This is a genomic window from Kitasatospora sp. NPDC059577 (genome assembly GCF_042735475.1).
Lineage (GTDB): Bacteria > Actinomycetota > Actinomycetes > Streptomycetales > Streptomycetaceae > Kitasatospora.
In genome coordinates, this window is sequence record NZ_JBHWBZ010000027.1 from 14,450 (window position 1) to 36,556 (window position 22,107).

The following is a 22,107-nucleotide window of genomic DNA, read 5'->3' on the forward strand; positions in this document are numbered from 1 at the left end:
GGGGGAGGATCCCGCCCGGCGCGGGTGGTTCGCTGCCGGTCGGCGGGCGACCGCCGGAGGTCGGCCGCGGATTCGTCCGACCGGCCCACCGGGTGCCGGTCGGTCGTGGCGGCGGGCGAGGGCCGGGCCGACGATGGGGGCGGGGGCCGGGTCGAGAAGGGAGCGGGTCCGTGCACGAGTTCCTGGTGGAGATCACCACCGTCATTCCCGAGGGCATCTCCGAGGAGGAGGTCGACCGGCGGCGCGCTGCCGAGGCCGTCCGGGCCCGCGAGCTGGCCGCCACCGGCCACCTGGCGCGGCTGTGGCGCCCGGTCGGCGAACGGCGCAGCATCGGCGTCTGGCGGGCCGCCGACGAGGCCCTGCTGCGGGCGGAGGTGCTCGGCAGCCTTCCGCTGTGGCCGTGGATGACCGCCGTGGTGACCCCGCTCGAACCGCACCCCAACGACCCCGGGCCGGCCTGACGGGCGATGCCCGGACTGGGTCCGCCCGGCCGGGTGTCCGCAGGCGGGTGTCCGCGGCCGGGTTCAGGCGATCCGGGTCGGCGGGGCCTCGACGGTGTGGCCGGTGGTGGTCAGCAGGGTCGTCAGGGCGGCCGGGGTCACCGAGTGTTCGGTGCGGAGGAAGAGCTCTTCGGGGTGGAGGGAGAGCAGGGTGATCCGGTGGTCGGCGAGGGCCGCGGGGGTGTGGGCGAGCGCCGTGGTGCGGACCCGCCACAGGGTCGTCGGCGGCGGGGCGTGCGGGGACCACCAGGTGTGGAGCAGTGCGGTGGCGAGCAGGGCGAGCGCGGAGGTGCCCAGGACGACCGGGCCGTCCGGGCCGTCGACGACGAGCTTGGCGACGAGGTCGGCGGCGGTGACGGAGAGGAAGACGGCGGCGAGCTCGACGGTGTCGCGGCGCCAGCGGTGGGCACGGCGGAGGGAGGGCTTCGAGTGCTCCATGACCTCCACCGTGCCGGACCGGTGTTTCCCGTCCGCGAACCGGCCGTGACCTGCGGGTTAAGGTCCGTCGGGGAGTGTTACGGCAGCAGCTCGGCGGCCGCGGCCCTGACCTCGGCGAGCAGCAGGTGCAGGTCGTCCTCCGTCGTCGCGGCGTTGAGGAGGCAGGCGCGGAGCATTTCCGCCCCGCCCAGCCGGGCACCGGTGACGAAGACCCGGCCGCGCTCCTGGACGGCGACGGGCAGCGCGCGGTTGAGGGCGTCGCGGGCGGCGGCGTCCCGGCCGGTGGCGCGGTGGCGGAACGCCACGATGGAGGTCTGGACCTCGGCAAGCAGCTCCAACTCGGCGTCGGCCTCGACGAGTTCACCGAGGCGTCGGGCCAGTGCGGTGCACCGGGCGATGTCCCGGGAGAGACCGCTGCGGCCCTTGTGGGCGATGGTCGCCCAGACCTTGAGGGCGCGGAACGGGCGGGTCTGCTCGGTGCCGTACTCGGAGAACCAGCCGAGCGCGCCGGCCGCTTCGTCGCGCAGGTAGGACGGGACGAGGCTGAAGGTGGCGCGCAGTCCCTCGGTGTCGCGGACCAGGGCGCAGCCGCAGTCGACCGGGACGCCGAGCCACTTGTGCGGGTCGAGGGCGAGCGAGTCGGCGCGCTCCAGGCCGGCGTAGCGGTGGGCGACGGCGGGGTCGAGCCGGCCGAATGCGCCGTACGCGCCGTCCACGTGCAGCCAGAGGCGCTGTTCCTCGCACAGGTCGGCGATCGGGTCGAACGCGTCGACCGCGCCGGTGCCGACGGTGCCGGCCGAGGCGACGACCAGGAAGGGCAGCAGCCCGGCCGCCCGGTCGCGCTCGACGGCCGCGCGCAGCTCGGCGGTGTCCAGGCGGCCGTCCGGGCCGGTGGCGACGGTGCGCAGGTGCTTGCTGCCGAGGCCGAGGAGTTCGGCGGCCTTGCGGACGCAGGAGTGGGTCTCGCCGGTGACGTAGCCGACCAGCGGGGGCAGGCCCGCCAGGCCGTCCTCCCGGACGTCCAGGCCGGCCCGTCGGGCGGCGCGGTCGCGGGCGGCGGCGAGGCAGACGATGGTCGCCATCGAGGTGCCGGAGGTGAGCAGCCCGCCGCCGGCCGGGTGCGGGAAGCCGACGAGCTCGGCGATCCAGCGGACGACGGCGCGCTCCAGGTGGACGTCGGCGTGGTCGCCGCCGGCCGAGCTGGGGTTCATCGCGGAGGCGGCGAGGGTGGCGAGCACCCCGGCGGGGGCGGGGGCGGAGTTCACCCAGCCGAAGAAGCGCGGGTTGCCGTTGCCCATGGGGTACGGCATCACCTCGCGCCCGATGGCGTCGACCAGCTCGGCGAGCGGGCGGCCCTCGGCGGGCAGCGGGGCGTCGAGCAGGGCGTCGCGGGCGGCCTCGGCCATGGGCTGCCAGACCGGGCGGTCGGGCAGCTCGGCGAGGTAGTCGGAGACCAGGTCGGCGGTGGCGCGGGCGGCGGCGCGGAAGTCGTCGGTGGCCATGCGGGACACTCCAGGGGGCCGGGGGAGGGCAGGCGCGGCGTCCTCGGCGCACCCTGATCAGGCGATGGTCGGGTGATCCTACGCAAAGGGCCCGCGCCGTGCGGCGCGGGCCCTCCTGCCGAAACCTGCCGAAACCTGCCGAGATCTGCCGAGATCTGCCGAGACCTGCCGATCCGGCCCCGGCGGTCCCGGGCCGGCCGGGGTCAGTCCAGCGAGGCCGACAGGCCGCTCGCCGAGCGGCAGTAGCCCTGCATCTCCTTGTTGGTGATCTTGGCGCAGAGCCGCCCGGCCGCACCGGCGTCGGTGTAGTTGACCGTGTAGTAGCTGACCAGGCCCTCGGCGCAGGCCTTGCGCTGCCAGCCGTCGGCGGCGGTCGCGCACTGCTGGGCGGCCCAGTCCTCGCGGTCCAGGTTGTACTTCATGGTCCGCGAGCCCACGCCCCGGCTGCAGTCCACCGCGCCGCCACTGGCCTTGCCGTTGAGGCACCACTTGAGGGCGTCGGCGTAGACCTCGGGGTGGTTCGGGTAGTCGTGCGAGGAGAGGTAGAAGGTCGGCGCGTAGAAGTAGCAGGCCGACTGGAACAGGGACGGCTGGTCCTTGCAGGGGTACAGCGGGTCCTGGGCGAGCTTGTCGGCGGGCAGGTTGGCCTTGGCCTGCTCGTCCTCCTCGTCCGGGCCGAAGAGCTGCATGAACAGGCCCTCGGAGCAGCGGATCCGGTTCTGGTCGGTGGGGAACTTGTTGCACAGGTCGCGGGCCTTGGCGACGTCCTGCTTGGCGACGAACATCGTGCCGTGGCCGACGCCGTGGATGCAGGGGCCGCTGTTCTTGGGCTGGCAGAGCTTGAGCAGGTCCACCTCGGGCTGGGTGGAGGCGTTGAGCATCTCCTCGACCGCGCCGTGCAGGTAGCCGGCCGCGCAGGTCTCGTGCGGGAAGGAGATGACCTTCTGGAAGTCCGCGTTGAAGCGCTTGACCGCCGCGTGGCCGAGCTCGTGCGCGATCGGGTGGCAGAAGCGCACCGTGTACGGCTTCTCCTTGGTGATCTTGTCGAGGTCGGCGAGGGCGACGCCGGGGTCGGTGGCGTCCATCTCGGCCATCAGCTTGTTGCGCAGCGTCGAGCGGGTCCACACCGCCGGGTCGCCGGTCGGTGTGGCGCTCGGGGCGCCCGCCGCGGCCGGCCGGGCACCGGCGCCGGTCCCGTCGGCGGGGGTGCCGGGCGCCGCGGTCGAGGTGGCCGCCGCGGGCGACCAGTCGGTGACGGCCACCGACCCGAGGCCCAGGACGCCCAGGAGCAGGGCGGTGAGAATCGCGAAGACTCGCGGCTGCATGACGGGATCCCCCGGCGGATCGAGGTGAACGGGTTCGCTCCCATCCTGACGGCACGGGGGCGCGAATCCACGATTTCGCCCGCCATTCGGGAGGTGTCGGCGACGCTACCGCACCGTGCGACGCCCGGAGGCGGCGGGATGGTTCCCGGTGATCACCCCTACGGCGGAACGGCCCGCCCGGCCGGGCCGTTACGCCGTCCGGATGACGGATGACGGATGACGGATGACGGATGACGGATGACGGATGACGGATGACGGATGACGGATGACGGAGCGTCGGGCCGGCGGTCAGAGCTCCAGCGTCACCCGGTACTCCGTCAGCCAGGCGTCCAGGTCGAGCGCGAGGTCCACGCCGAGGCGGACGGAGCGCGGGTCGGTGTCCGGGGCGAGTGCGTCGGCCAGGCGCCGGCCGTCGAGCAGGTCGAGCGCCGGGGCCGTCCGCGCGGCGGCGAGGCGGCCGAGTTCGGCGCGCAGCCGCGCCGAGTAGTGCGGGTCGGTGGTCACCGGGTACGGGCTCTTCGCCCGGTCGGCGACCGCCGCGGGCAGCACGTCCCGCACGGCGGCGCGCAGCAGGCTCTTCTCCCGTCCGTCGAAGCTCTTCATCGCCCACGGCGTGTTGAAGACGTACTGGACCAGCCGGTGGTCGCAGTACGGCACCCGGACCTCCAGGCCGGTGGCCATGCTCATCCGGTCCTTGCGGTCGAGCAGGATGCAGAGGAAGCGGGTCAGGTTGAGGTAGGAGATCTCGCGCATCCGGCGCTCCGTCGGGTCGGCCGCGTCCAGGTGCGGCACCTCGGCGATCGCCTCGCGGTAGCGGGCCCGGCGGTAGCCCTCCAGGTCGAGCTTGCGGAGCAGCTCGGCGTCGAGCAGCTGCTCGCGCGGGCCGGAGCCCGCGCCGGCGATGCGGGTGAGCCCGGCGGCCCAGGGGAAGTCCTCGGTGGCGACGGTCCGCGGGTCGTGGAACCAGCCGTAGCCGCCGAAGAGCTCGTCCGCGGACTCCCCGGACAGTGCGACCGTGGAGTGCCGGCGCACGCCGCGGAAGAGCAGCAGCAGCGAGACGTCCATGTCGCCGACGCCGCCCGGCAGGTCGCGGGCGCGCAGCGCGGCGGAGCGCCGGGCGGGGTCGGCGAGCTCGGCGGCGTCCAGTTCGATCACGCTGTGGTCGGTGCCGGCGTGCCGGGCGAGCAGCCGGGCGAACGGGCCGTCCGGAGTCTCCCGGACCTCGTTGCCGTGGAACTCGCCCTGGCCGGTGAAGTCGACGGAGAAGGAGCGCAGCGGCCCCGCCCCGGCGGCGCGCAGCGTGCGGGCGGCGAGGGCGGTGACGGCGCTGGAGTCCAGACCGCCGGAGAGCAGGGAGCAGAGCGGGACGTCCGCGTCGAGCTGGCGGTGCACGATGTCGTCGAGCAGGGCCCGGACGGTGGCGACGGTGTTCGCCAGGCCGTCGCGGTGCTCGCGCGCCTCCAGCGCCCAGTAGCGGCGGACCGAGACCCCCTCGCGGCGCACCCGTACGACGTGCCCCGGCCGGACCTCGTGGATGCCCCGGTACGGCGTCAGGCCGGGGGTGCGGGTGTAGCCGAGCAGTTCGCGCAGCCCGTCCGGGTCGACGACCGGGCGGACGGCGGGGTGGGCGAAGAGGGCCTTCGGCTCGGAGCCGAAGACCACGCCGTCCGGGGTGCGGTGGTAGTGCAGTGGTTTGACGCCCATCCGGTCGCGGACCAGCAGTAGTTCCTCGCGCCGGGCGTCCCAGATGGCGAGGGCGAACATGCCGTTGAGCCGCTCGGCCAGGCCGTCGCCCCACTCCAGGTAGGCGTGCAGCACGACCTCGGTGTCGCTGCGGGTGCGGAAGCGGTGCCCGGCCGCCTCCAGTTCCGCGCGCAGCTCGCGGTGGTTGTAGACCTCGCCGCTGTAGGTGAGCGCGGCCAGCAGTCGGCCGTCCCGCTCCACCCTCATCGGCTGGGTGCCGCCCTCGACGTCGATCACCGCGAGGCGGCGGTGGCCGATCGCGGCGTGCGGTTCGAGGACGGCGCCGCCGGCGTCCGGGCCTCGGCAGAGCTGGGTGGCCGTCATCGCGTCGAGGACGGCCCGGTCCCCCGGTTCGGCGGTGAGGTCGCGGTCGAAGGCGACCCATCCGGTGATGCCGCACATCAGCAAGCCTCCGGTCTTCCGCTTCGTGTTCAGGGGATCACGCTACGTGTGGAGCCGGTGGCGGTTCAAGGGTTCGGCCGAAGGCGAACGAACGGTGGCCGGGGCGGCCGCCGGGAGTGGATGCGGGGCGGCCTTGGGCCAAAGGTCGTCATGTCTGCCCGATTTCGGGCAGGAATCTTGGCTTCGGCGGCCGGACCGGCCTAGGCTGCACACTCGTGCCGAGCTCACCCCACCCTCACGAAGACCTCCTCGCCCACCTGACCCGGACCAGCCCGCTCGGGCCCCGGGAGGCGGCGCAGGTCGTGGCGGAAGTGCTGGCGTACTTCTCCGAGAGCACCGAGGAGTACGTGCGCCGCCGCCACACCGAGCTGCAGGCACGCGGTCTGACCAACGAGCGGATCTTCGCCCGGCTCGCCGAGGAGCTCCCGCAGCGCCGGGTCTCGGCGCCGGAGCTCTCGGCCCGCCAGCTGCGGCGGATCGTCTACGGCTGAGCGCCGTCGCCCGTCCCGCCCGCTGTACGCGCCCCACTCGCTCGACCCGCTCGACCCGCCCGACCCGTCCCACCCACGCCACTACCAACGAGGAGTCCACGCATGTGCGGAATCGTGGCCTACATCGGCCCCAAGGACGCCACCCCCTTCCTGCTGGAGGGGCTGGCCCGGCTCGAGTACCGGGGCTACGACTCGGCGGGCGTCGCCGTCACCGGCCGCAGCGGCGGCATCAAGCTGCGCAAGGTGAAGGGCCGGGTCGCCGACCTCGCCGCCGACGTGCCGGCCCGCTTCAAGGGCACCACCGGCATCGGCCACACCCGCTGGGCCACCCACGGCGTTCCCAGCGACGCCAACGCCCACCCGCACCTGGACAACGCCGAGCGGGTCGCCGTCGTCCACAACGGCATCATCGAGAACGCCGACGAACTGCGCGCCAAGCTGACCGCCGACGGCGCCGTGTTCCGCTCCGAGACCGACACCGAGGTGCTCTCCCACCTGATCGCCGCGCACCTCACCGAGGGCGTCGAGCTGGAGGACGCGGTCCGTGCCGCGCTCGGCCGGGTGGTCGGCACCTACGGCATCGCCGTGCTCGACGCCGAGCAGCCCGACCGCATCGTGGTCGCCCGCAACGGCAGCCCGATCGTGCTCGGCATCGGCGAGAAGGAGATGTTCGCCGCCTCCGACGTCTCCGCGCTGGTCCGCTACACCCGCCAGGTCGTCCACCTGGAGGACGGCGAGCTGGCCACCGTCCGGGCCGACGGCTTCCGCACCTTCACCGCCGACGCCCGCACCACCCACCGTCAGCCGTCCACCGTGGACTGGGAGATCGACTCCTTCGACACCGCCGGCTACGAGCACTACCTGCTCAAGGAGATCCACGAGCAGCCCGGCTCGGTCGAGCGCACGCTCAGCGGCCGGCTCGACGAGCGCTTCGCCACCGCGCACCTCGGCGGCCTCAACCTGGACGCCCGGGAGCTGCGCGAGATCCGCCGGGTCAAGATCCTCGGCTGCGGATCCGCCTACTACGCGGGCGAGATGGGTGCGCAGCTGATCGAGGAGCTGTCCCGGATCCCCGCGCACAGCGAACCGGCCTCGGAGTTCCGCTACCGCAACCCGGTGATCGAGGCGGACACCCTGTACGTCGCGGTCAGCCAGTCCGGCGAGACCTACGACACGCTGGCCGCCGTCCAGGAGATCAAGCGCAAGGGCGGCCGGGTGCTCGGCGTCGTCAACACCGTGGGCAGCGCCATCGCCCGCGAGTGCGACGGCGGCATCTACCTGCACGCCGGCCCGGAGGTCTCGGTCGCCTCCACCAAGGCGTTCACCTCCACCGTCGTCGCCTTCGCGCTGCTCGCCCTGCACTTCGGCCGCATCCACGACCTCTCGCCCGCCGACGGGCGCCGGATCGTCTCGGCCCTGCAGGCACTGCCCGACCAGATCCGCGAGGTGCTGGACCAGAGCGAGTCCATCGCCGAACTCGCCGCCGAGTACGCCGAGTCGGCGGGCATGATGTTCATCGGGCGGGTGCGCGGCTACCCGGTGGCCCGGGAGGGCGCGCAGAAGCTCAAGGAGATCTCCTACGTGCACGCCGAGGCCTACCCGGCGAGCGAGCTCAAGCACGGCCCGCTGGCGCTGATCAGCCCCGAACTGCCCACCGTGGCCCTCGTCCCGGACGACGAGCTGCTGGACAAGAACCTGACCACGCTGGGCGAGATCAAGGCCCGGTCGGGGCGCGTCATCGCCGTCGCGCACCGCCGCCCGGAGGAGAAGCTCGCGGACCACTGCATCGTGGTCCCCAAGAGCGAGCCCGAGCTGGACCCGCTGCTGCTCAACATCCCGCTGCAGCTGCTCGCCTACCACGCCGCCGTCGCCCTCGGCCGCGACGTGGACAAGCCGCGCAACCTGGCGAAGAGCGTGACGGTGGAGTAGCCGTCACTGCCCCCGTCACCCCGGGCCGACGGGTGCCCGGACCGACGGATGCCCGGGGCCGACGGATGCCGGGGGTCGACGGGTTCCGGGGCTCGGGGCCCGGGGCCCGGGCGTCGGGCGGCCGGCTCCGGGCGTGCCGGGGAGGGCTCCCGGAAGCGTGCCGGGGAGGGCGCCTAGAAGACCGAACAGCCGGACAGGGTGGTCAGGGTGTCCAGGGCGGTGACCGCGGCGACGGAGTTGCCGGCCTGGTCCAGGCGCGGCCCCCAGGCGCAGACGGCCGCGCGGCCCGGGAGTATGGCGAGGATGCCGCCGCCGACGCCGCTCTTGCCCGGGAGGCCGACGCGGAAGGCGAACTCGCCCGCGGCGTCGTAGGTGCCGCAGGTGAGCAGGACGGCGTTGATGCGCTTGGCCTCGCTGCGGGACATCAGGTGGGTGCCGTCGGCGCGCACGCCGTACCGGGCGAGGAATGAACCGGCCAGGACCAGGTCGCGGCAGCTCGTGGTGAGCGCGCAGTGGGCGTAGTAGTGCTCCAGGACGGTCTCGACCGGGTTCTCCAGGTTCCCGTGGCTGGCGATGAAGTGGGCCAGTGCCGCGTTGCGGTGCCCGTGCTCGGCCTCGGAGGCGGCGACCGCCGGATCGGTGTCCAGCCCGGGGTTGCCGGACTCGCGGCGCAGGAACTCCCGGACCGCGCCGGAGGCGTCGCCGGTCATGGTCTGCAGACGGTCGGTCACCACCAGGGCGCCCGCGTTGATGAACGGGTTGCGCGGGATGCCGTGCTCGGTCTCCAGCTGCACCAGGGAGTTGAAGGGATTCCCGGACGGTTCGCGGCCGACGCCCCGCCAGAGCGTGTCACCGCCGTAGGCGACCGCGAGCGCCAGCGAGAACAGCTTGGACACGCTCTGGACGGAGAACGGCTGCTCCCAGTCCCCGACGCCGTGCAGCTCCCCGTCGACGGTGGCGACGGCCATGCCGAAGGACTCCGGGTCGGCGGTGGCGAGGGCCGGGATGTAGTCGGCGACCTTTCCCCGGCCCGTGGTCGCCCGGGCGGCCGTCTCCGCGGCGGCCAGCAGCACCGGCCAGTCCAGGTTCTCCCCGCCGGGCACACCGTTCACCGTTCGTCCTCCACGTTGTCCACCACGCTCGACCGCGACGGTCCTCCGCCGCGCTCCTCCACCACCCGCGCCGCGCACGCACACGGCGGGGACCGGGCGCGCGGTGCGGGCGGCGTCCGGTCCGACCAGGATTATCCGTGTTTCGGGAGGCGGGTCCGGTACGGGGGTGGGCGCCGTCGTGTCAGGGGGCGCTGCTGGGGGCCACGACGGACGGACCGGTGAGCAGGGCGCCGGCGTCGGAGTAGGGCCAGCCGTTGGGCACGCAGCCGTGCAGTCCCTTGATCTGCTGCATCATCACCGGCGCCGGGGCGCCCGGCTCCGGGCAGTCGACGTGGCCGTTGCCGAGGATGTGGCCGACCTCGTGGTTGACCGCCAGCGCGTGGTAGAGCTCGGGCTTGCCCTGGTAGAACTCGGACAGCTCGGTCCAGCGCTTGAGGTTGATCACCACCTGGTGGGTGACGCCGCAGTTCACCCAGCCGCCGGTGTCCAGCCCGTACTGCCCGCAGATCCGGTCGGTGGACTTCGGGGTGGCCAGGTACACGGTGAAGTCCACCGGGTCGGCGGCCACCCGCTGGAAGGAGGCCGTGCCGCCGGCGGCCCAGCCGTGCCGGACGTCGCCGAGGACCGCGTCCACCTCGGCGGCGAACTGCGCCGGACTCTCCGCGATCCCGTTCTCCACCCGCACCTTGTAGCGGTACAGGTGCTCGCCGGTGCCGAACCGGGCCGAGCCGCCGGGGGCGGTGGTGAACGCGAGCGGGGCCGGGCCGTGCTTGCGGTCGCTCCACGGCTGCCACCACAGCAGGCCCGCCGCCAGGGCGGCGGTCAGCGCGAACGCGAGCACGCCCTGCCAGGGCTTGCGGGGGAGGAGCCGGCGGGCGGGTATCCGGGCGGGCGTGGACATGGTGGTGCGGCTCCAGGCGGAGAATCGGCGACCGGAGACCAGCGGGGCCCGGTCGGGCGACGGGTGCTACCAAGGGGAACGGCCCCGCGCGCGGCGGGGGTTCAGCGGGCGCCCGCCGGGCGGGTCCGGGCCCCTGTCGGACGCGCGGCCCGGCCGGTTCCCGGAACCGCTCGATGGTGTCACCCGTGCGGCGTGTCCCTGGGACCGGGGTACCGGAATCGGGTGTGGTGGTGCCGGTCGACCCGTGGAGCGAACCCGGGTCGGTCCGTCCCACCGGAATGCCACGGGAGGCACCGCCATGTCCACCACCACCACCGTCACGCCCGCCACCACCGCCACCACCGTCTTCGCCGTCGACGGGATGAGTTGCGGCCACTGCGAGCGGACGGTCAGTGCCGGGCTCTCCGCGCTGCCGGGCGTCACCGACGTCGTCGCCGACGCGGCGGGCGGGCGGGTCACCGTCGCCTCCGCGCAGCCGCTGGACGAGGCGGCGGTGCGCGGTGCGGTCGAAGGGGCCGGCTTCACGCTGGTCGGGCCGGCCTGACGACGGCTCGGCGGCCTGACGACGGGTCGGCGGCCGGGCTTGCGGGTGCGCCGGTCCGGCTTCCGGGTCTCGGCGTCCGGCTTCGTGACCCCGTCCCGCCGTCCGGCTCAGCCCATCGTCTTCGCCCCGTCCAGGGCCTCGCGGATGATGTCGGCGTGACCCGCGTGCTGGGAGGTCTCGGCAACGACGTGCAGCAGCACCCGGCGGGCCGACCACGAGGCGTCGGCCTGGAACCAGGGAGCCTTCGGCAGCGGGTGGGCGGCGTCGAGGTCGGGGAGCGCCGCCACCACCTCGTCCGTCCGGCGCGCCACCTCCTCGTACGCGGCCAGGACACCGGCCAGCGTCTCCCCGGGCAGCATGCGGTACTCGTCGGCCCGGCGGGCGAGGTCCGCCTCGGTCCAGGTGGTGAAGTCGGGCATCACGGACGGGCCCTCCAGGATGAAGTCCACCCAGAGCCGTTCCATCGAGGTGACGTGCTTGATCAGGCCGCCCACGCACAGCGCGCTCGCCGTGGTCCGCAGGCCGGCCTGCTCGTCGGTGAGGTCGCGGGTGGTGAAGCGCAGGAAGTAGCGGTGCTTCGCCAAGGCCTCCAGGAAGTCCGCGCGCTCGCCGGTGACGGAGGCCGGCACGGCGTCGGCGGTCGCGGAGGTGACGCTGCTCGCGGCGTTGGTGGTGGTCATGGTCCTGGCCTTCCGTTCGGTTCCTGCTCTCTCGGACAAGAACAACGTTACGGACCATTGCGGCCACTTCCTGTCCTGAATCCCGGGGAGAATCGGAGGCATGGCGAACACCAGCACCCGGACGCTGCGACTGCTCTCCCTCCTCCAGACCCACCGGTACTGGCCCGGCGACGAACTGGCCGACCGGCTCGGCGTCTCCGTGCGCACCCTGCGCCGCGACATCGACCGGCTGCGCGAACTCGGCTATCCCGTCGAGGCGCAGCGCGGCGTCGACGGCGGCTACCAGCTGGCGGCGGGCGCGGCACTGCCGCCGCTGGTCATCGACGACGAGGAGGCGGTGGCCCTCGCGGTGGGCCTGCAGGCGGCGGCCGAGAGCCCGGTCGAGGGCGTCGCCGAGGCCTCGGTGCGGGTGCTGGCCAAGGTCGCCCAGGTGATGCCGGCGCGGCTGCGCCGCCGGGTGGAGGCGCTGCGCGCGGTGACCGTCCCGGTCGACTGGGGCAGCAGGGCCGCCGCCGGGGTCGACCCGGACGTCCTCACCGTGGTGGCGCTCTCCTGCCGCGACGGCGAACGGGTGCGGTTCGCCTACACGGCCGCCGACGGCCGCGGAACGGAACGGCACGTCGAACCGCACCGGCTGGTCTGCCTCGACCGCCGCTGGTACCTCGTCGCGTACGACCTCGACCGCGCCGACTGGCGCACCTTCCGCCTCGACCGGCTGACCGCCCCCCAGGGCAGCGGCGCCCGCTTCGCCCCGCGCACCCTCCCGGCCGCCGACGCCGCGGAGTTCGTCCGCGCCGGCCTCAACGGCGTGCCCCGCCCGTACCGGGTCGAGGTGCTCGTCGACGCGCCCGCCGACCGCGTCCGGGACCGGGTCGGCCGCTGGGGCACGGTCGAGCCCGTCACGCCCGGCCGCTGCCGGCTCTTGATGACCGCCGACTCCCTCGACTGGCCCGCCATGGCGCTGGGGTCGCTGGGCGCCGACTTCGAGGTGGTCGGCCCTCCCGGGCTGCGGACGCTGCTGGCGGACTGGAGCACCCGCTTCGGACGGGCGGCGGCCGGGGAGGCGGCGGCAGAGCGGGAGGAGTAGGAAGTCGGGCCGGCCGACTTCTGGCGCGGGCGCGGGCGCGGGCGCGGGCGCGGACTCGTGCGCTGCCTTCGGGTAAATATGCCGACCGGTCTACTGATTCGGTGGAGGTGGGGCGGAGGTGGGGTGCGGGTGGGGGGCTGTGCGTGGGAAGTCGGGTGGGTCGACTTCTGGTGTCGGGTGGTGTGTGGCGGGGTGGAATATGTCGGTTGGTCTACTGATTCGGTGGGGGTGGGGGCGGGGCTGCGCGCGGGAAGTCGGCTGGGTCGACTTCTGGTGTCGGGCGGTGTGTGACGGGGGTGGAATATGCCGACCGGTCTACTGATTTGCTGAGGGTAGGGGCGGGGCTGCGCGCAGGAAGTCGGATGGTGGGCGATCGAGCAGAATATGTCGGTCGGTCTACAGATTTTCTGCCCGGGTTGCGTGGGCGAGGGCGGGTGCTCATGGCGCTACGGCGCGATGGCGTCAAGGGTGGCGCGCAGTCGGCCGAGTGCGGCGGGGAGGTCGGCGAGCGGGGGCGTGGCGAGCGCGAGCCGGAGGGCGCCGGGGTGGTGGGGTGTGGTCGCGAAGGCGTCGGCGGTGGAGACCAGGATGCCCTCGGCCGCGAGCGCGGCCGCCACCCGGTCGGGCCGCTGGTGGGGTTCGAGGGTGAGCCAGACGACGTACGAGCCGGGGTGGGCGGTGGTGGTCAGCCCGGCGAGGGCCGTACGGGCGACGGCCTGACGGGCGGCGGCGTCCGTGCGCCGCTCCCGCTCCAGGCGGGCCACCGTGCCGTCCGCGAGCCAGCCGGTGGCGAGGGCGGTGATCAGGCCGGGCGTGCCCCAGGCCGCCGTGCGCAGCTGCGTCGTCGCGGCCCGCACCAGGCGGTCGGGCAGGACGGCGAAGCCGAACCGCAGTCCCGGCGCCACGTTCTTGGACAGCCCGGCGACGTAACAGGTGCGTTCGGGCGCGAGGGCGTGCAGCGGCGGGGGCGGCGCGGCCTCCAGGAAGGCGTACGTCCCGTCCTCGATCAGCGTGCAGCCGTACCGGGCGGCCACCCCGACCAGGCGTTCGCGCTGCGCCCGGTCGAGGACCCAGCCGAGCGGGTTGTGGACGGTCGGCATGGTGTACACCGCGCGCACCGGGCGGGCGCGGCAGAGCCGGTCCAGCGCGTCGAGGTCCGGGCCCGCGGGGGTGACCGCGACGGGCGCCAGGTCGAGCCCGTGCGCGGCGGCGAGCAGCTTGATGCCGGGGTAGCCGAGGGCGTCCACCGCCAGGACGTCCCCAGGGCGGGTCAGGGTGCGCAGCACGCAGTCCAGCGCCTGCTGCGCCCCGTTGGTGAGCAGCACGTTCTCCGGGGCCGTGTCGACCCCGCGGGCCAGGAGGTACGTGGCGACGGCCGCCCGGTCGTGCCGGTGGCCGCCCGGCGGGTGCTGGCGCAGCAGGGCCTCGGCGTCGCCGGAGGAGGCCAGGGCGCGCAGGGCCTGCCGCAGCAGGTCGCCCTGGTCAGGAGCGAGCGGCTGGTTGAAGGAGAGGTCCGCCACCCGGGGCACCGGGAGCGCGCGGGAGGGCTCGATGCCGTCGTAGCCGGAGCGGACCCGGACGAAGGTACCCCGGCCCTGCTCGCCCACCACCAGTCCGGCGGCGGCCAGTTCGGCGTAGGCCCGGGTGGCGGTGGCGAGGGCGACGCGCCGTTCGCGGGCGAGGGTGCGGTGGGTCGGCAGCCGGGTGCCCGCCGGGAGCGCGCCGGAGCGGATCGCCGTCGCGTACTCGTCGACGATGGCCTTGTAGGAGGGCGGTCGCACGGGTCACCTGCCGTTCCGGGGGCACACGGATGGGGATGTATCCAGGACAATAACTGGATTGTCATGGGCGGGTGTTCCTAATCTCGACACGTCCGGCGGGGACGCCGGGACCGAGGCCCGGAACGAGGCCGGAAGCGCGGCCTGGAACGAGGCCGGGAACGGAGCGCGCGCCCATGACCATCCGCAGCGAGCGGGACCAGCACGTCGTCACCCTCACCATCGACCGCGAGGAGAAGCTCAACGCCCTCGACTACCCGACGATCGACGCGCTGCTCGCCGAGCTCGACCGCATCGACGCCGACGACACCGTCCGCGCCGTGATCCTCACCGGCGCCGGACAGCGGGCGTTCAGCGCGGGCGCCGACATCCCGTCCCTGGCCGCCAGCATCGCCGGCGGGCCCGAGCGGGCGCAGCGCGAGTTCGTCCGGCGCGGCCACGCCCTCACCCGGCGGATCGAGGAGTTCCCCAAGCCGGTCATCGTGGCCGTCAACGGCCTGGCGTACGGCGGTGGTTGCGAGATCACCGAGGCCGCACCACTGGCCGTCGCCGCCGAGCACGCGACCTTCGCCAAGCCCGAGATCTCGCTCGGCTTCCCGCCGCCCTTCGGAGGCTCGCAGCGGCTGCCCCGGCACGTCGGCCGTAAGCGCGGCCTGGAGATGATCCTCACCGGCGACCCGGTCCCGGCCGCGCGCGCCGCCGGACTCGGCCTGGTCAACTCGGCCGTCCCGGCAGGTGAACTGCTGGACACCGCACGGGATATGGCCGAACGGATCATCCGGCACGCCCCCACCGCCGTGGCCGCCTGCCTGCGGGCGGTGACCCGGGGCGTCAACCTGCCGATCGACGAGGGGCTCGCGGTGGAGGCGGCCGCCTTCGCGGCGACCGTACCGACCGAGGGCGTACGGGACGGGGTGCGGCGCTTCCTGGACCGCGCGTCCGCCTCGCGCTGACCGCCCCCGGATCGCCGCCTCCCGGATCACCGCCCTTAGGATCGCCGCCTCCCGGATCACCGCCCTTCCGGTGGGGGAGGGGTGTGCGGCGGGACCGGCAGTGCCTCCCGGGCCGACCCCCGTGGTCCGGGCGGTGCCGCCGGTCCCGCGCGGATCACGGCGACCTTGATCATTGCCTCGGCGTGCGCGGTCTTGCGCTCGTAGTCCCGTGCCAACCGGCTGCACCGTCCCAGTCAGGGGAATGTCCGTTCCGCCGCCCACCTGCGGGGCAGCACCTGGAACCCTTCCACTTCGGCGTTGCGGGGCACCGCCACGACCGTCGGGTTCTCGCGCTCGGACGCCCGGCCGACGAGGCCCGCGTCGACCACGTCGACGTCACCGCCGTCGATTCAGACCAGTCCGACCTGCGGAAACAGGTTCCGGATGCCCGCGAGGACCAGCTTCGCGCCCGCCCGGTCCCGGACGGAGGTCGAGTGCACGACCGCCCGCAGCACGAGCCCGCAGCTGTCCACCAACAGGTGTCGATTGCGGCCCCGCACGCGCTTGCCGGCGTCGTAGCCGATCGCCTGGCCCGCCCTGGCGGCTGCGAACGGACTGCGAGTCCGGCACGGCCGCCGAGGGCTGCGGGTCACGACCGTCCGCCGCTCGGATCCTGTCGCGCAGCGTGTCGTGGACCCGGTCCCAGGTGCCGTCCGCCGACCATGCGCGGAACCACCGGTAGGCCGCGTCCCACGGCGCCGATCCCGTTCCGGCGGCAGGGGCTCGATCGACGTTCATTGAGCATCCGTCAACGATGCGTCGTAGAACGGCTTGCACGAACAGACGCACATGAAGGAGATCTTCGCGGGCTCCTCAACCGCGACTACCCGACACTTTCGGAGCCGCCCGCGCGGTTGTGCCGCGCTCCGTACGACGACCTCACCGGCGGGGGCGGCGTGGCCGGCGGGCGGGGGTCAGGCCGTTTCCGGCTGCTCCGCGGGGAGGGCGGCCCCGTCGCCGCAGTGGGCGGCCACGGTGTCGGCGAAGGCGCGGGAGAGGGGGCAGAGGTTGTCCCAGTCGCGGACGGCCCAGCCGGCGGTGAGGGGCGGCAGGTCGGGGAGCGGGAGCAGCCGCAGGCCGGGGTGGCCGGGGCCGCGCCACTGGGGGAGGGCGGGGACGACGGCGTGGCCGAGGCCCAGTTCGGCGAGCAGGATCGCGGTGTCCCAGTCGGCGACGCTGGTGTCGAACACCGGCCGGATGCCCGACCTCCCGAGCCAGGCGTCGAGTTGGGAGCGGGCGACCGAGTTCTGCGGCAGTCCGATGAGCCGGGCGTCCTGGAGGTCGGCGGGCTCGATGCGGGCCCTGGCGGCGAGCGGGTCACCGGCTGCGACGGCGAGGACCCACGGCAGGTCGACGACGGGTCGCCGGCCGATGCCCCTGACCGGGGTGCCGAGGGTGATCCAGGCGAGGTCGACCCGGCCGGCGGTGAGCGCCTCCAGGCAGCTGCGGCTGGACACCTCGGTCTGGAACTCCAGGCTGACCTGCGGGAAGCGCCGGCGGAAGGCCACCACGGCCCCGGACATGAAGTGCCGGATGCTGGTGGCGCCGGTGGTGATCCGGACGGATCCGCCCTCGCCGCGGGCGAGTTCGGCGATCCGGTGCAGCGCGTGGTCGATGCTGCCGAGACCGGTCGCGACGGCGGCCTGGAGCAGGTGGCCCGCCTTGGTCGGGACCACCCCGCGCGGGTGCCGCTCGATCAGGGAGAGGCCGAGCTCGCGTTCGAGCCGCTTCACGTGCTGGCTGACCGCGGACTGGGTGCAGTGGAGGTCACGGGCGACGGCGCTGAGCGAGCCGGCCCGGCAGACCGCGGTGAAGACACGGAGATCGTCGATGGTCACGGCCACCCAAGGTATCGCTTGGGGGTTCCCCAGCAAACCGGTGGATTGACTTGGGTGTTCGCCGGGCTCGATCATCGATTCCGGGCCCAGGGCGGCAACCCGCCCGCCGCCCCCGCGGCGTTCCGGACGCGGCGAGGGCAGCGGGTGGGTGTCGACCCGCACCGACGCACACCCGTACGGATCCGCAGAGTCGTCAATCGCAGAGTCGTCACATCGCAGAATCGCTGGTTCGAACCGCGTACGAGGCGCGGGAACACGAGGGGGAACGGAATGCGCTACGCCGAGGGTCCGGGAACGGTCTGCGAGATCTTCGTCCAGGCACCGGTGGAACGGGTGTGGGAGCTGGTGACGGACATCGGACTGCCCGCCCGGCTCAGCCCGGAGCTCCACCGCGTCGCCTGGCTGGACGGCGCGGACGGCCCGGCGCCGGGCGCCCGCTTCGAGGGACACAACCACCGCACCGGCATGTCCGACTGGCGGACCGTCTCCGAGGTGACCGAGCTCACCGGCCCCGTCGACCCCGCCGGCTCGACCGGCTCGACAGGTTCCGCGGACCCCGCCGGTCCCCGGGCCTTCGCCTGGGCCGTGATGGACGCGGACGGCCGCTTCGGCGAGCCGGTGTCCGACGCGGCCGGTGCGCTGGCCCGCTGGCGCTTCGAGCTGACCCCCGAGGACGGCGGCACCCGGCTGCGCCAGTCGGTGGTGATCGGCCCGGGCCGCAGTGGCATGAGCGCCATCATCGAGGCCAAGCCGGAGGTCGAGGAGAAGATCATCGCCTTCCGACTGGGCGAGCTGCGCACCGCCATGACGGCCACCCTCGAAGGCGTCAAGTCGCTGGCCGAGCAGGGGGAGTAGCGAGTCGGCGGGTGGACCGGGCGGACCGGTCGGACCCGGCGGACCTAGCCGGGTCCGCCTGCTGGACCTGCCGCCGGCCACCCTGAGGCCGGGCACGCCCGCCGACTTCATGCCGGTGACCGGCGAGTGCCTGCCGCAGGTGGTGATCGACCTGCCACCGCGCGAACTGGTGGTCCGCGCGGGCCCGGTGGTCGCCCGCGACGGCCGGTTCACGGGCTGACCCGGGCCGGCCCGCCGGGCGGCGCCGTCGCGCGAACCCGCCGGACGGGCCCGCCGGACGGGCCTTCGGACCGGTCCGGGCCGGTGGGGACCGGACCGGACCGGTGGGGAGGGGTGGTCCGTGCGGGGGCGGTTCAGCCCGCCGTGCCGACCAGGGCCGCCGGGAGGTAGCCGGAGGTCGTGCCCAGCTCCCAGCCGTGCGCCTGGACGGCGAGCGCGGCGAGGGCGATCGGGACGACCGGGAGCAGGGTGCGGGGCCGGGCCGTGGAGGGCGTGCCGGTCCGGTGGCGGGCGAGGCGGGTGGCGAGTGCCTCCTCGAAGGCCTCCCGGTCGTCCTCCAGCAGGACCCGCAGCAGCATCTGGTCCTCACTCAGCCCGTCCGCCCACGCCGCGCCCGCGGCGTCCAGGGCCGCGGCGGCGGCCGCGCGCTCCCCGGCGTCCGGCTTGCGCAGCGGGACGGGTCCGGGGGCGACCCACGGCGAGCGCTCCGTCTCCACGATGTAGAGGTAGCGGCGGAGGGCGTCCATCCCGGCGAGGTCGGGCGGGCTGGAGACCGAGGTCCGGTCCGAGTGGGGCAGGTGCTCGCGTATCGCGGGTGCGTAGTCGTCGGCGAGCAGCGGGCCGAGCATCCGGTCGCGGTCCCGGAGCAGGCCGCTGATCACGCCCATCGCGAAGGCCTCCACCCAGGTCGCGGCCGTGGGTGCGAAGTCGATCGTGGCGCCGAAGGTGATGTCCTCGCTGTCCAGCGTCTCGCCGATGTACGGGAACGGGACGGTGAAGTCGCCCCGGGGGAAGCAGCCGAGCTGGAGCACGCCGAGCGAGCACTCGGCCGCCGTCCACAGGGCGGCGCGGGCGTCGGCACCGGCGAGCGCCGGGTCCTCCAGGGAGAGGGCGCCGAGGTGGTCGAGCAGTTCCTCGCCCATCGCGCGGACCGACCCGATGGTCAGGTCGTCCTCGATGTCGTACCAGTGGCGGCGGACCCGGCCGTTGACGTCCCCCAGGGCGTCCCGGATCCGCTGCTGGGCCACCGTGTGGCACGCCACTTCCACCACTTGCTGCCGCCTCCCCGTCGGTGCCGCGGACACGTGTTCCGCGATCTTGTGCTGACGGGGGCACGCTAGCAGCGGCCACCGACAATGCGTGCAGTTCAGCGGGGGCGGGCCGCGGTGGTCCCGTGGAGGTGGACCGGCGCGTCGTGAACCGGGGCGGTGAAGGTGAAGGGGATGGCGGACCGGGCGGTGCTCCGGGGGTCCGCGGTGCCCACGCGTGTGCCGCGGAGCGGGTACGCGGCGGAGCCCGGTCCATCGGCCGCGGGCCGTTCCCGGTGTTCCGGGGTTCCCTGTGCTCCGACGCTCCGTCCGGCTGACTCGCCGGGGCCGCCGGGGCCGACGTTGCTGTCGCGTAGGGCGGTTCGCGACCGCTCCTCGACCGGGTGCAGTGGTCGGAGGCGGTCGACACCGGGCGGATCGTCGATCACCGAGGGGCTCCGGAGTGCCGAGGGAGTTCCGCCGAGTCGAGCAGGGAGCCCTCCCGGAGGCCGGATGCGACGGGGGATGCGTTGCTGGGTGCCGGGTGTCGAGTGTGGGCGTCAGGGTTGCCGGGCCTCGGGGCCGGAGGGCCGGGCGTCAGGTCGTCGAGTGGACGAACTGCTGATAGCAGGCGACGTCGTACTGGGACGGCGCGCCCGCGGCGCCGTAGGCCTGGCCGCCCTAGCCGCCCTTGCCGCCGTTCGGCCGGCTGCCGGAGCCCGGCTCGTCGAAGGGGAGCCGGGGGAGGAACTGGTGCGTCCCGGGGCGGATCCGCCGGCCGCCAGGAAGTCCTGGCAGGTCTGGTTCGGCGGCCCCGGCTGGTCCGGGGTGGGGTTCGCGAAGGCAGCGGGCGCGCCACCCAGGCGAAGGAGCCGGCGAGCACCCCGGTGGCTGCGGTGCGGAGCATCGTGCTCCTCGGTCGGGCACGCGCGGCGGGACCGGGCGTCCCCGCGTCCCCGTTCGGGGGTGGGGAGCGGGGCTTCCCGGTGTTCAGACCGCGGGGGCCGCCCGGTGTTCAGGCCGCGGGAGCCGCCTGCTGTTCAGGCGGCAGGAACCGGGGACGGATCGGCGGGCGGTCGGTCCGTCAGAGGCAGTCTGCCCGGTGGGTGGGCCGCCCGTCCAGGACGGTGAGCAGGACGGGGAGGTCGGCGAGTTCGGTGGCCGGGGTGGTGAGCGGGTCGGTGGCCGTCACGGTGAGGTCGGCGCGGTGACCGACGACGAGCCGGCCCGCCGACTGCTCCTCGCCGGCCGCGTGGGCGGCGTTGACGGTCATCGCCCGCAGCGCCTCCAGGGCGGTGAGTGCCTGGCCGGGGTTGTGCGGGGGCTGGTCGAGGTCGCGGGTCGGGCGGCGGTGCCGGGCGCCGGCCATGACGCCCAGCGGCGGGTAGGGGGCGATCGGCCAGTCCGAGCCGAGGACGACGGTGGCCCCCGCGTCCCACAGGTCGCGGCAGCGCCAGGCACGGTCGGCCCGCTCGGTGCCGAGGCGGCGGGACCAGTTGTCGGTGTGGTCGGCCCGGGTGAAGTCGCAGCAGTGGGTGGGCTGCATGGAGGCGGTCACGCCCAGCTCGGCGAAGCGGCGGAGGAGTTCGTCGGGGACGGTCTCGATGTGCTCGATCCGGTGCCGCACGCCCGGGGCTGCCCCGCCCGGCGCCCGCGTGCCCGAGGCCTTCTCGATCGAGTCGAGCGCGTGCCGGACGGCGGCGTCGCCGATCGCGTGGGTGGCGGTCGGCACGCCGGCCCGGTGCAGTTCCCCGATGACGTGGGTGTAGTGCGCCGGGTCGGGCCAGAAGGCGTGGGTGGACTCGCCGTGGCAGTCCGGGCGTTCCAGCCAAGCGGTGCCGTTGTCGATCGTGCCGTCCATGAACAGCTTGACGCCGTCCACCCGCCAGAGCCGCCCGCCCCGGTGCTGCTGCCCGACCAGGGCGCGCAGGCCGTCCGCGTCCACGCCCGGCTGGCACCAGGGGGCGACGCGCAGGCGTAGCGGCAGTTCGCCGGCCCCGTCCAGCTCGGCGTAGAGGTCGAGGCTGTCGCCGTTGGCGTCCATGGCGTGGCCGCCGGTGAGGCCGGCGGCGGCCATGGCGCGCAGCGCGGCGGCGAGGCGCTCGCGGCGCTCGGTGCGGGTGGGCTGCGGGGCGGCGCGCTCGACCAGCTCGCAGGCGGCGTCCTCCAGCAGCAGCCCGGTGGGGCGGCCGCCGGCGTCGCAGACCACCTCGGCCGCCTGGTCGAAGGTGCGCGGGCCGTCCACGCCGGCCAGCTCCAGGGCGCGCGGACTGGCGAGCATGGAGTGGGCGTCGAAGAGCTGGATCAGCGCGGGGACGCCGTCCAGGACGGGCGCGAGCGCGGCGGACTCCACCGGGCGGTCGCCGAAGGCGTTCGGGTCCAGGCCCCAGGCGTGCAGCCAGGCGCCGCGGTCGAGGCGGCGGACCTCGGCGGCGAGGGAGGTGCGGACGGCGTCCAGGTCGGCACAGCCGGAGAGGTCCAGGCCGTGGGTGAGTTCGGCGCCGGTGACCGGGTGCAGGTGGCCGTCGACCAGGCCGGGGGTGACCACGGCGCCCTTGAGGTCGATCACGGTGGTCGCGGGGTCGGCGAGTGCGCGGATCGTGCGGTCGTCGCCGAGGGCGGCGATCCGGCCGTCGACGACGGCGAGCGCGGTCTGCGGGAGAAAGCCGCCGGCGGCGGGGTCGAGCAGGCGGGCGGAGAGGAGGACGAGGGAGGTACGCACTTCGGCTCCAGTGGTCGCGCG

Annotated in this window: 18 protein-coding genes and 2 pseudogenes; 8 read left to right on the forward strand and 12 right to left on the reverse strand. The window is 74.5% G+C overall.

Going from position 1 to position 22,107, the window contains the following annotated elements; genetic code table 11:
- Window positions 1-170 precede the first annotated feature (170 nt).
- Window positions 171-461, forward strand: coding sequence for a muconolactone Delta-isomerase family protein (locus ACFV0O_RS21550; RefSeq protein WP_380344067.1), 291 nt, complete (start codon window positions 171-173; stop codon window positions 459-461).
- Window positions 462-524: 63 nt separating this feature from the next.
- On the opposite strand, the gene ACFV0O_RS21555 is transcribed toward ACFV0O_RS21550, so the two are convergent.
- From ACFV0O_RS21555 to asnB, 4 genes are all read right to left on the reverse strand, one after another.
- Window positions 525-938 (reverse strand): hypothetical protein, encoded by a 414-nt coding sequence (locus ACFV0O_RS21555; RefSeq protein ID WP_380344069.1) that lies wholly within the window; start codon window positions 936-938, stop codon window positions 525-527.
- A gap of 77 nt (window positions 939-1,015) precedes the next feature.
- Window positions 1,016-2,440, reverse strand: a complete 1,425-nt coding sequence (locus tag ACFV0O_RS21560) for a pyridoxal phosphate-dependent decarboxylase family protein (RefSeq protein WP_380344071.1) — start codon at window positions 2,438-2,440, stop codon at window positions 1,016-1,018.
- Window positions 2,441-2,643: 203 nt separating this feature from the next.
- Complete coding sequence (locus tag ACFV0O_RS21565; RefSeq protein WP_360267794.1) at window positions 2,644-3,765, reverse strand: hypothetical protein; 1,122 nt, start codon at window positions 3,763-3,765, stop codon at window positions 2,644-2,646.
- 288 nt (window positions 3,766-4,053) lie between these two features.
- Complete coding sequence (asnB, locus tag ACFV0O_RS21570; RefSeq protein ID WP_380344074.1) at window positions 4,054-5,910, reverse strand: asparagine synthase (glutamine-hydrolyzing); 1,857 nt, start codon at window positions 5,908-5,910, stop codon at window positions 4,054-4,056.
- A 215-nt stretch (window positions 5,911-6,125) separates the two neighbouring features.
- Between asnB and ACFV0O_RS21575 the strand changes: the two genes are divergently transcribed.
- Both ACFV0O_RS21575 and glmS read left to right on the forward strand, forming a co-directional pair.
- Window positions 6,126-6,401, forward strand: a complete 276-nt coding sequence (locus ACFV0O_RS21575) for a hypothetical protein (RefSeq protein ID WP_360267789.1) — start codon at window positions 6,126-6,128, stop codon at window positions 6,399-6,401.
- Window positions 6,402-6,503: 102 nt separating this feature from the next.
- Window positions 6,504-8,330, forward strand: a complete 1,827-nt coding sequence (glmS, locus tag ACFV0O_RS21580; RefSeq protein ID WP_380344077.1) for a glutamine--fructose-6-phosphate transaminase (isomerizing) — start codon at window positions 6,504-6,506, stop codon at window positions 8,328-8,330.
- Window positions 8,331-8,503: 173 nt separating this feature from the next.
- On the opposite strand, the gene ACFV0O_RS21585 is transcribed toward glmS, so the two are convergent.
- The gene (locus tag ACFV0O_RS21585; protein ID WP_380344254.1) at window positions 8,504-9,415 is read right to left on the reverse strand and encodes a glutaminase; all 912 of its coding nucleotides are present in this window, start codon (window positions 9,413-9,415) and stop codon (window positions 8,504-8,506) included.
- A gap of 208 nt (window positions 9,416-9,623) precedes the next feature.
- Entirely contained in the window at window positions 9,624-10,343 is a 720-nt protein-coding gene (locus tag ACFV0O_RS21590; protein WP_380344080.1) for a DUF3152 domain-containing protein, read from the reverse strand.
- Between the two features lie 298 nt (window positions 10,344-10,641).
- Between ACFV0O_RS21590 and ACFV0O_RS21595 the strand changes: the two genes are divergently transcribed.
- On the forward strand, window positions 10,642-10,887 hold the full coding sequence (locus tag ACFV0O_RS21595; protein WP_380344082.1) for a heavy-metal-associated domain-containing protein: 246 nt from the start codon (window positions 10,642-10,644) through the stop codon (window positions 10,885-10,887).
- Between the two features lie 107 nt (window positions 10,888-10,994).
- Here ACFV0O_RS21595 and ACFV0O_RS21600 read toward each other — a convergent pair whose 3' ends face one another.
- A complete protein-coding gene (locus tag ACFV0O_RS21600; protein ID WP_380344085.1) occupies window positions 10,995-11,567 on the reverse strand; it encodes a DinB family protein in 573 nt (190 codons plus the stop codon).
- A gap of 100 nt (window positions 11,568-11,667) precedes the next feature.
- Between ACFV0O_RS21600 and ACFV0O_RS21605 the strand changes: the two genes are divergently transcribed.
- Window positions 11,668-12,654, forward strand: coding sequence for a helix-turn-helix transcriptional regulator (locus ACFV0O_RS21605; RefSeq protein ID WP_380344088.1), 987 nt, complete (start codon window positions 11,668-11,670; stop codon window positions 12,652-12,654).
- Window positions 12,655-13,100: 446 nt separating this feature from the next.
- Here the strand turns inward: ACFV0O_RS21605 and ACFV0O_RS21610 are convergent, their stop codons facing one another.
- Window positions 13,101-14,435: a PLP-dependent aminotransferase family protein gene (locus ACFV0O_RS21610; RefSeq protein ID WP_380344091.1), complete on the reverse strand. Its 1,335-nt coding sequence runs from the start codon at window positions 14,433-14,435 to the stop codon at window positions 13,101-13,103.
- A 173-nt stretch (window positions 14,436-14,608) separates the two neighbouring features.
- Here ACFV0O_RS21610 and ACFV0O_RS21615 point away from each other — a divergent pair, with 173 nt between their 5' ends.
- On the forward strand, window positions 14,609-15,385 hold the full coding sequence (locus ACFV0O_RS21615; RefSeq protein ID WP_380344094.1) for a crotonase/enoyl-CoA hydratase family protein: 777 nt from the start codon (window positions 14,609-14,611) through the stop codon (window positions 15,383-15,385).
- Window positions 15,386-15,534: 149 nt separating this feature from the next.
- Here ACFV0O_RS21615 and ACFV0O_RS21620 read toward each other — a convergent pair.
- Window positions 15,535-16,215 (reverse strand): annotated as a pseudogene (locus ACFV0O_RS21620) (IS5 family transposase); the annotation flags it as partial.
- A gap of 123 nt (window positions 16,216-16,338) precedes the next feature.
- The gene (locus tag ACFV0O_RS21625; protein WP_360267185.1) at window positions 16,339-17,262 is read right to left on the reverse strand and encodes a LysR family transcriptional regulator; all 924 of its coding nucleotides are present in this window, start codon (window positions 17,260-17,262) and stop codon (window positions 16,339-16,341) included.
- Window positions 17,263-17,532: 270 nt separating this feature from the next.
- On the opposite strand from ACFV0O_RS21625, the gene ACFV0O_RS21630 reads away from it, so the two are divergent.
- A complete protein-coding gene (locus tag ACFV0O_RS21630) occupies window positions 17,533-18,117 on the forward strand; it encodes an SRPBCC family protein (RefSeq protein WP_380344097.1) in 585 nt (194 codons plus the stop codon).
- A gap of 52 nt (window positions 18,118-18,169) precedes the next feature.
- Window positions 18,170-18,337, forward strand: a pseudogene (locus ACFV0O_RS21635) (cytosine deaminase); the annotation flags it as partial.
- Between the two features lie 133 nt (window positions 18,338-18,470).
- Here the strand turns inward: ACFV0O_RS21635 and ACFV0O_RS21640 are convergent.
- Window positions 18,471-19,388, reverse strand: coding sequence for an immunity 49 family protein (locus tag ACFV0O_RS21640; RefSeq protein ID WP_380344100.1), 918 nt, complete (start codon window positions 19,386-19,388; stop codon window positions 18,471-18,473).
- Between the two features lie 1,060 nt (window positions 19,389-20,448).
- Complete coding sequence (locus tag ACFV0O_RS21645; protein WP_380344103.1) at window positions 20,449-22,086, reverse strand: amidohydrolase; 1,638 nt, start codon at window positions 22,084-22,086, stop codon at window positions 20,449-20,451.
- Window positions 22,087-22,107: the final 21 nt, after the last annotated feature.

Bases quoted from the DNA above. Each gene is read 5' to 3' on its own strand.
- ACFV0O_RS21555 (WP_380344069.1), bottom strand. From the start codon at position 938: ATGGAGCACTCGAAGCCCTCCCTCCGCCGTGCCCACCGCTGGCGCCGC.
- ACFV0O_RS21560 (WP_380344071.1), bottom strand. From the start codon at position 2,440: ATGGCCACCGACGACTTCCGCGCCGCCGCCCGCGCCACCGCCGACCTG.
- ACFV0O_RS21565 (WP_360267794.1), bottom strand. From the start codon at position 3,765: ATGCAGCCGCGAGTCTTCGCGATTCTCACCGCCCTGCTCCTGGGCGTC.
- asnB (WP_380344074.1), bottom strand. From the start codon at position 5,910: ATGTGCGGCATCACCGGATGGGTCGCCTTCGACCGCGACCTCACCGCC.
- glmS (WP_380344077.1), top strand. From the start codon at position 6,504: ATGTGCGGAATCGTGGCCTACATCGGCCCCAAGGACGCCACCCCCTTC.
- ACFV0O_RS21590 (WP_380344080.1), bottom strand. From the start codon at position 10,343: ATGTCCACGCCCGCCCGGATACCCGCCCGCCGGCTCCTCCCCCGCAAG.
- ACFV0O_RS21595 (WP_380344082.1), top strand. From the start codon at position 10,642: ATGTCCACCACCACCACCGTCACGCCCGCCACCACCGCCACCACCGTC.
- ACFV0O_RS21600 (WP_380344085.1), bottom strand. From the start codon at position 11,567: ATGACCACCACCAACGCCGCGAGCAGCGTCACCTCCGCGACCGCCGAC.
- ACFV0O_RS21605 (WP_380344088.1), top strand. From the start codon at position 11,668: ATGGCGAACACCAGCACCCGGACGCTGCGACTGCTCTCCCTCCTCCAG.
- ACFV0O_RS21615 (WP_380344094.1), top strand. From the start codon at position 14,609: ATGACCATCCGCAGCGAGCGGGACCAGCACGTCGTCACCCTCACCATC.
- ACFV0O_RS21630 (WP_380344097.1), top strand. From the start codon at position 17,533: ATGCGCTACGCCGAGGGTCCGGGAACGGTCTGCGAGATCTTCGTCCAG.